Raw genomic sequence first — 7,497 nt, forward strand, 5'->3', positions numbered from 1 at the left:
TGTCCGGGCCTCGCCGAAGGCACCCCACGCCGACGGCACCTCGCCCTCCCTCGCAGATCCCCCCACCCGGAAGGCAGTCATGCATATGCCGCTCCGCCCGTCCGACGCGCCCCCACCCCGCCGACGCCTGCTCACCGTCGCCGCCGCCTGCGCGGGCCTGCTCGCCGCCGCGGTCGCCTGGACCTCCCCGCCGGCCGGCGCCGCGACCGCCCCCGGCGGCCCCGGCTCCGCCTCCAGCTGGAACGAGCCGCTGGGCACCCAGGGCTACGCCACCGCGATCGGCCCGGACTCCAAGGTCTGGTACCTGCTCGCCAACGGCGCGCTGCAGAACGTGTACTACCCGCAGACCGACAACCCGGACACCTACGGCCTCCAGTTCTACGTCAGCGACGGATCGACCTTCACCGACGACGAGATCGGCTCCACCACCCACCAGGTCACCCTCGCCGACCCGAGGTCGCCGACCTTCACCCAGACCAACACCGCCACCTCCGGCGCGTACACGATCACCAAGACCTACGTCGCCGACCCGGCCCGCTCGGTGATCCTGGTGCACACCACCTTCACCAACAACTCCGCCACCCCGCTGGCGCTCTACGCGGACTACCTGCCCCAACTGGACAACCAGGGCAACGGCAACAGCGGCGGCACCGACGCCGCCAGCGGCGACCTCACCGCGTCCAACGGACCGGTGGCCAGCGCACTCGCCGCCTCCGTGCCCTTCACCACCGCCTCCACCGGCTACGTCGGCACCGCGAGCAGTGGCAGCACCCAGCTCACCGGCGGCCACGAACTGTCCACCCCCTACAGCGCGGTGCCCAGCCCCGGCCACATCGAGCAGACCGCGGGCATCCCGGTCGCCGCCTCCGGTTCGACCACCTTCACCATGGCGCTGGCCTTCGGCGCGACCACCGCCGCGGCCGTCTCGGACGCCTCCGCGTCGCTGGCGGCCGGCTTCGCCGCCACCGAGGGCGCCTTCCAGTCCGGCTGGCACGACTGGTGGGCCGGCCTCGACTCGCCGCCGGCGTCGGTCGCTTCGAGCCCCGACCTGCTCACGCAGTACGAGATCTCACTGATGGAGCTGAAGGCCGACGAGGACAAGACGTACACCGGTGCCTTCGTCGCCTCGCCGTCCACCCCGTGGGGAGCGTCGGTCGGCGCCGACGGCGGCGGGCAGCACGGCTACCACCTGGTGTGGACCCGCGACGAGTACCAGATGGCCTCCGCGCTGCTGGCCGTCGGCGACAAGCAGGACGCGAGCGACGCGCTGACGTACATCCTCGACTACGAGATGTCCGCGAACGGGCAGGTCAAGCAGAACACCTGGCTGAACGGCAACCCGATGTGGGGCGGCAACCAGCAGGACGAGCAGGCCGATCCGATCATCCTCGCCTACCAGTTGGGCCGCACCGGCGCCGCGGACTTCGCCAAGGTGAAGCTGCTGGCCGCCTTCATCGCCGCCCACGGCCCCACCACCGGGCAGGAGCGCTGGGAGGAGAACGGCGGCTACTCCCCGGCCACCATCGCCGCCGAGATCGCCGGCCTGGTCTGCGCCGCGCAGCTCGCCACCGCCAACGGCGACACCGCGGACGCCACTTCGTGGCTGGCCACCGCCAAGGACTGGGCGTCGAAGGTGGACAGCTGGACCTACACCACCAACGGCTCGTACGGGAAAGGCAGTTACTTCCTGCGGATCACCCCTGACGGTCAGCCGGACTCCGGCGCCACCATCGGCCTGGCCAACGGCGGCGGCAACCACGACGACCGGACCGTGGTCGACCAGAGCTTCCTCGACCTGGTCCGGCTCGGGGTGCTGGCCCCGAAGTCCACCGAGGTGACGAACACCCTCGCCGTCGACGACGCGCAGATCGCCGTGCAGACCCCCGAGGGCGCCATCGACCACCGCTACGGCTTCGACGGCTACGGCGAGACCGGCTCGGGCGCGGACTACACCGGCGCCGGCACCGGGCAGCCCTGGCCGGTGCTCACCGGCGAGCGCGGCGAGTACGAGGTGGCCGCCTGCGACCTCACCGGCGCGCAGTCCGCGCTCGGGACCATGGCCGGCGCCGCCGCCGACCACCAGATCTCCGAGCAGGTCTGGGGCGGCAGCACCGGCGCCAACGGCTTCACCTCCGGCAAGCCCGACAACTCCGCCACCCCGCTGATGTGGGCGATGGCCCAGTACGTGCGGCTGGCCGTCGACATCTCCGCCGGCCAGGACGTGGACACGCCCACCGCCGTCTGCCAGACCTTCGACGCGTGCGCGGCGCCGCCCACCGAGGCCCCGGCCGCGCCCACCGGCCTCGCGGCCACCGCGGTCCGCACCACCGGCGTCACCCTGTCCTGGACCGGCGACGCGCGCGCGGCCGGCTACCAGGTCTACCGGGCCACCGGCAGCGGCACCGCGGCCCTGGTCGCCACCACCGCCGACACCACCTACGCCGACAGCGGCCTGGACGCCGCCACCGGCTACACCTACTACGTCACCGCCTCCAACAACGTCGGCACCTCGCCCGCTTCGGCGAGCATCCACGTCACCACCAAGACGCCCGGACCGCCGCCCCAGGCCCCGACCGGCCTGAAGGCCACCGCCACCAGCACCACCGCCGCGCTGACCTGGCAGGCCGCCACCGACACCTCGGGCGGCACCGTGGCCGGCTACCGCGTCTACCGCGCCACCGGCAGCGGCACCACCGCCCTGGCCGGCACCACCACCGGCACGACCTACACCGACACCGGCCTCACGCCCACCACCGCGTACACCTACACCGTCACCGCCTACGACACCGACGGCAACGAGTCCGACGCCTCCGCCGCCGTCACCGCCACCACCACCGCGAACAACGTCGAGGTGATCGACCTGACGGTGCCCGCCGCCACCGACCCCAGCGGCAAGACCGTCTACCTCGCCGGCACCCTGTCCGCGCTCGGCGGGGGCGCCGCCGACTGGGCACCGGACGGGATCGCCTTCACCCGCGTCGACGCCACCCACTGGACCGCCACCGTCAAGGCCGCCGGGCCCACCACCATCCAGTACAAGTACACGCTCGGCGGTGCCTGGGCGAACAACGAGGAGACCGCCGGCTGCGCCTACGTCGGCAACCGCACCCTCGTGATCGACGGCGGCACCCAGCACGACACCGTCGCGAACTGGGAGGGGTACGGCGGCTGCTGAACCGGCCGGCCGCACGGTCCCGCGGGAGTCACCCGGATGGGCGAACCGCGGGGCCGATGCGGTTGCGGACCGGCCGGGGCCAACCTTGACTGGCGCTGATACCTGCTGGGCGGCGAGAGGGGTACGGGATGCTTTCGGTGCGCGGGCTGTTCACCTCGATCGTGGACGACGACGACGCCTACCGGCTCTTCTGCTCCATCGCGGCCAGCGGCGAGGCCCAGGGCGGCTGGGAGAACGGCCGGATCGCCGTGCTGGTGCCCCCCTCGCAGCGGGAGCTGGCCCCGAAGATCGCCCGGCACGGCGCCGACGAGGACAAGCACGGCCGGATCTTCAACGCGCTGCTGCGCAAGCGCGGGCTGGAGCCGGTGCCGGTGCCGGCCGACACCGACTACACGATGCTGCTGGAGCGGGCCGGTATCGGGCTGGCCCACACCCGGCTGCGCGCGGACCAGCCGCTGACCGAGCAGGACATCGTCACGTATCTGGCGCACAGCCGGGTCACCGAGCAGCGCGCGTCCGAGCAGATGGCGCTGCTGCTCAGGTACTTCGCGGAGCACCCGGAGGTCGGCCGCGCGGTCCGGGCGATCTCGCACGACGAGGACAACCACCTCGCCTACTGCCACGAGGAGTTGCTGCGGTTGGCTGCCGCCGGGCACGGCCGGGTCATCCACCGCGTGCTGCGCGAGTGCGCGCACGCGGAGATCCGGGTGCACCGCGACGTGAGCCTCGCAGTGATGGCCCGGATGGGCCGCATCCTGCGCTGGCCGGCGCCCACCGCCGCGCTGATCCGCTTCGGCATCCACCTCACCTACCTCTACGAGCGCGTGCACGGTTGGCGCCGCATGACGACGCTCACGATGCCCCTGCGCCGCGACGCCCTCGGCAGCGCCCCCGTCCCCGCGCGAGCCTGACCCTCCCGGGCGAGGCTCCGGGGGAGGAACGGCGCGAGCAACCCCGCACCGGCAGGTGGTCCCTGAACCGGCAGAACACACCACCCGGGCGGGTCAGGGCACCGTACGGATCGTGGCGGAGGCGACGTGTTCGTTGTCGTCGGAGAAGACGATCTCCGCGTCGAGGGTGCGTCCCGCCAGCACCTGGGGAACCCAATGGCGGGCGTCGTCCCACATGGAGTCGAGCGGCAGCGCGTCCACCGGCACCCAGAGCGGCGCGATCTCGCGGGTCTCGGCGGCCTCCCCGAGCACGCGGGACGTGGTGAACGCGGTGACCCACATGTCCCAGGCCGGCCGGGCCGGAAACCGCCAGTCGACGACGGCCGCGGAGCGCAGGTCGGCCGCGTCGACCACCAGCCCCGACTCCTCGGCCACCTCGCGCACCGCTGCCTCGGCCGCGCTCTCGCCCGGCTCCACGTGCCCGCCGAGACCGACCACCTTCCCCGCGCCGAGCCCCGTCTTCTTGCGCCCGAGCAACACCTCCGTACGGCCGTCGGCGCCGTCGCGCAGGCAGAAACACAGGCAGGTGTGAGTACGTTGGTCCATCCGTCGGATCATGGCGCACCTTCCCCTGACGCCACAACGCGCCCCCCTGCCGCCGGCCGGCACGCGGTGACGTACGCGCGCAGATCGGCTGGCGGGAGGCCCGCGCCCGGGCCACCGCGTTCGACCCGCGCGCCCCTGACCCGCAAGGCTCCGCCTGCCGTTCGGCGGCCCGCCGTGCTCCTCTAGGCTCCTGCCATGACCAGCGAGATCGAGGACGTACGTGTCGGGCCGCCGAACTTCGGGACGGAGCGCGAGATGCTGCGGGCGTTTCTCGACTACCACCGGGCCACGCTGGCGATGAAGTGCGCGGGGCTCGGCGACGAGGAGCTGCGGCAGCGCTCGATGCCGCCGTCCACGCTGTCGCTGCTGGGCCTGGTGCGCCACATGGCGGAGGTCGAACGGGCCTGGTTCCGGCGGGTGTTCGAGGACCACGACGCCCCCATGGTGTGGTCGCGGGAGATCGACTTCCAGGCGGCGTACGACGCGAGCGGTTCGACCCGGGCCGAGGCGTTCGGCGCGTGGGAGGCGGAGGTCGCGGCCTCCCGGCGGATCGAGGCGGCGGCCGCGTCGCTGGACGCGGCCGGATACCAGCCCAGGTGGGAGGAAGAGGTGAGCCTGCGGATGGTGATGGTGCACGTGTTGCTGGAGTACGGACGGCACAACGGCCACGCGGACTTCCTGCGCGAAGGAGTCGACGGGACGGTGGGGGCGTAGCGGTAAGGGGATCGTAAACTCCCCTGGTGGACATATCTCCGCCGCCGTCCCCTGAGGACCAGCCGCCGCCGCCCGGGGGATACCCGGCCGGCCCCCCGCCGCCGCCCCCCGCCCCCGATCCGCCCTACGGCGGCTCCTCCTCGCCGTACGGGTCCGGCCCGCCGTACGGCTATCCGCAGACGCCGTACGCGCAGCCCTCGCCGTACGGCGGCGACGGCCAGTCGCCCTACGGCGCCGGCCCGGGGCCCTACCAGCAGCCGAACCCGAATCCGTACGCGGCTCCGGGCGGGCCGGGGATTCCCGGGCAGTACACCGCGTATCCGGGGCCCGGCGCGGGCTGGTACGCGGCGAACCGCACCACCAACGGGCTGTCGATCGCCTCGCTGGTGACGTCCTTCACCTGCGTTCCGCTGCTCGGCCTGGGTCTTGGCATCGGCGGGTTGAAGCAGAGCAAGCGGCAGGGGCAGCGCGGGCGCGGCCTGGCCATCGCGGGCATCACGATCAACTCGATCACCACCCTGCTGACCGCGCTGCTGATCACGCTCGGCGCGCTCGGCGTGCTGGACGACGACGGCAACACCAAGGTCCAGGACATCAAGGCCGGCCAGTGCTTCAACACGGTCGGGCACTCGCTCAAGGAGTTCGAGGGGGGCGCGAAGGTGTCCCGGACGGTGAACGTGGTCGACTGCGCCAAGGCGCACGACGCCGAGGCGTTCTACACCTACACCCTCGACCCGAGCACGAGCGGTTCCTATCCGGGCGTCGACGCGATCACCAGCGAGGCCCAGGCGACCTGCGGCAAGCAGATGAGCGAGTACCTGGACGGCGGGTCGCTCCAGGACGGCATGCGGCTGTTCTTCTTCGGCCCGCAGAAGTCGCTGTGGGCCACCGGCGACCGCTCGGTGACCTGCTTCTTCGGCGACGCCGACGCCAAGGTGACCGGTTCGGTGCGGGGCGGGTCGGACGGCAAGGGGTCTGACGGCTCCTCCGACGGCGGCTCCTCCGACGGCGGCTCGTCCGACGGCGGCTCGTCCGATGACGGCGGCGACTCGGGGGTGGGCGTCTGATCCGTCCCTGATCCGCCGGCCGCGTGAAGGGCGGCGGGGCGCGCGAGCCCGGCGGGAGCGTGACGGGTGCGGCGTACGAGCACGGTGGGAGGTCCGTACGGGCTCCGATCCGGGCTCCCGCACGTCGGGTGACGTTCAGGGGAGAGCTTGCGGTCGTGCACCGAGGGTTGCCAAGCTGTCGCACACAGTCAACCCCTGGGAGGGGCACGTGGCCTTCGGTGAGCAGCCTGCCTATCTGCGCGTCGCCGGGGATCTGCGGCGGAAGATCCTCGACGGCACGCTGCCGCCGCACGCCCGCCTGCCCTCGCAGGCCCGCATCCGCAGCGACTACGGCGTCTCGGACACCGTGGCCCTGGAGGCGCGCAAGGTGCTGATGGCGGAGGGCTACGTGGAGGGCCGTTCGGGCTCGGGCACCTACGTGCGCGAGCGGCCCGAGCGGCGCAGGATCGTGCGCAGCGGATTCCGGCCGACCGGTCTGCCGAGCCCCTACCGCCAGGAGCAGGCCGACGAGGAGAGCAAGGGCACCTGGGAGTCCCGCAGCGTGCAGGACTCCGCGTCCGCCGACATCGCGGAGCGGCTGGGCGTCCAGGTCGGCGACCGGGTGATGCGCACCCGCTACCTGTTCCGCACCGAGGGCGAGCCGTCGATGCTCTCCACCTCGTGGGAGCCACTGGCGCTCACCGCCCGCACCCCGGTGCTGCTCCCGGAGGAGGGGCCGGTCGGCGGGCAGGGCGTGGTGCCCCGGATGGCGGCGATCGACGTGCTGGTCGACCACATGTCCGAGGAGGTCGGCGCGCGGCCGGGGCTGGCCGAGGAGACCTCGGCGCTGGGCGGCGTGCCCGGGCACATCGTGATCGAGATCCGCCGCACGTACTACGCGTCGGGGCGGCCGGTGGAGACGGCCGACGTGGTGATCCCGGCGGAGCGCTACCGGGCCGTCTACCACCTGCCCGTGCGCTGAGGCCGTAGGGCGCCCCGCACCGCGCCGCGGGGCGCCGCTGGGCGCTGGCTGCGGGGTGCTGCGGGGTGTCGGCCCCGCCGCGCC

At 73.1% G+C, this 7,497-nt stretch carries 6 protein-coding genes; 5 read left to right on the plus strand and 1 reads right to left on the minus strand.

The window, feature by feature from the left end; all coding sequences use genetic code 11:
- The first annotated feature begins 79 nt into the window (after positions 1 to 79).
- Both AB0399_RS22875 and AB0399_RS22880 read left to right on the plus strand, forming a co-directional pair.
- Positions 80 to 3,175, plus strand: a complete 3,096-nt coding sequence (locus AB0399_RS22875) for a glycoside hydrolase family 15 protein (protein WP_366412593.1) — start codon at positions 80 to 82, stop codon at positions 3,173 to 3,175.
- A 128-nt stretch (positions 3,176 to 3,303) separates the two neighbouring features.
- Entirely contained in the window at positions 3,304 to 4,086 is a 783-nt protein-coding gene (locus AB0399_RS22880) for a ferritin-like domain-containing protein (protein WP_366412594.1), read from the plus strand.
- A 93-nt stretch (positions 4,087 to 4,179) separates the two neighbouring features.
- Here AB0399_RS22880 and AB0399_RS22885 read toward each other — a convergent pair whose 3' ends face one another.
- On the minus strand, positions 4,180 to 4,671 hold the full coding sequence (locus AB0399_RS22885; RefSeq protein ID WP_328468800.1) for an NUDIX domain-containing protein: 492 nt from the start codon (positions 4,669 to 4,671) through the stop codon (positions 4,180 to 4,182).
- 195 nt (positions 4,672 to 4,866) lie between these two features.
- Between AB0399_RS22885 and AB0399_RS22890 the strand changes: the two genes are divergently transcribed.
- The 3 genes from AB0399_RS22890 (at position 4,867) to AB0399_RS22900 (ending at position 7,413) form a co-directional block, all read left to right on the plus strand.
- Positions 4,867 to 5,385 carry a DinB family protein gene (locus AB0399_RS22890; protein ID WP_366412595.1) on the plus strand — a complete coding sequence of 173 codons (519 nt, stop codon included), beginning with the start codon at positions 4,867 to 4,869 and terminating at the stop codon, positions 5,383 to 5,385.
- Positions 5,386 to 5,411: 26 nt separating this feature from the next.
- A complete protein-coding gene (locus AB0399_RS22895) occupies positions 5,412 to 6,452 on the plus strand; it encodes a DUF4190 domain-containing protein (RefSeq protein WP_366412596.1) in 1,041 nt (346 codons plus the stop codon).
- Between the two features lie 208 nt (positions 6,453 to 6,660).
- Entirely contained in the window at positions 6,661 to 7,413 is a 753-nt protein-coding gene (locus AB0399_RS22900; protein WP_328468808.1) for a GntR family transcriptional regulator, read from the plus strand.
- Positions 7,414 to 7,497 lie beyond the last annotated feature (84 nt).

The sequence above is a fragment of the Streptomyces sp. NPDC088194 genome (genome assembly GCF_040702025.1).
Taxonomy (GTDB): Bacteria; Actinomycetota; Actinomycetes; order Streptomycetales; family Streptomycetaceae; genus Actinacidiphila.

Coding starts and splice junctions, on each gene's coding strand:
- AB0399_RS22875 (WP_366412593.1), top strand. CDS start 80: ATGCATATGCCGCTCCGCCCGTCCGACGCGCCCCCACCCCGCCGACGC.
- AB0399_RS22880 (WP_366412594.1), top strand. CDS start 3,304: ATGCTTTCGGTGCGCGGGCTGTTCACCTCGATCGTGGACGACGACGAC.
- AB0399_RS22885 (WP_328468800.1), bottom strand. CDS start 4,671: ATGGACCAACGTACTCACACCTGCCTGTGTTTCTGCCTGCGCGACGGC.
- AB0399_RS22890 (WP_366412595.1), top strand. CDS start 4,867: ATGACCAGCGAGATCGAGGACGTACGTGTCGGGCCGCCGAACTTCGGG.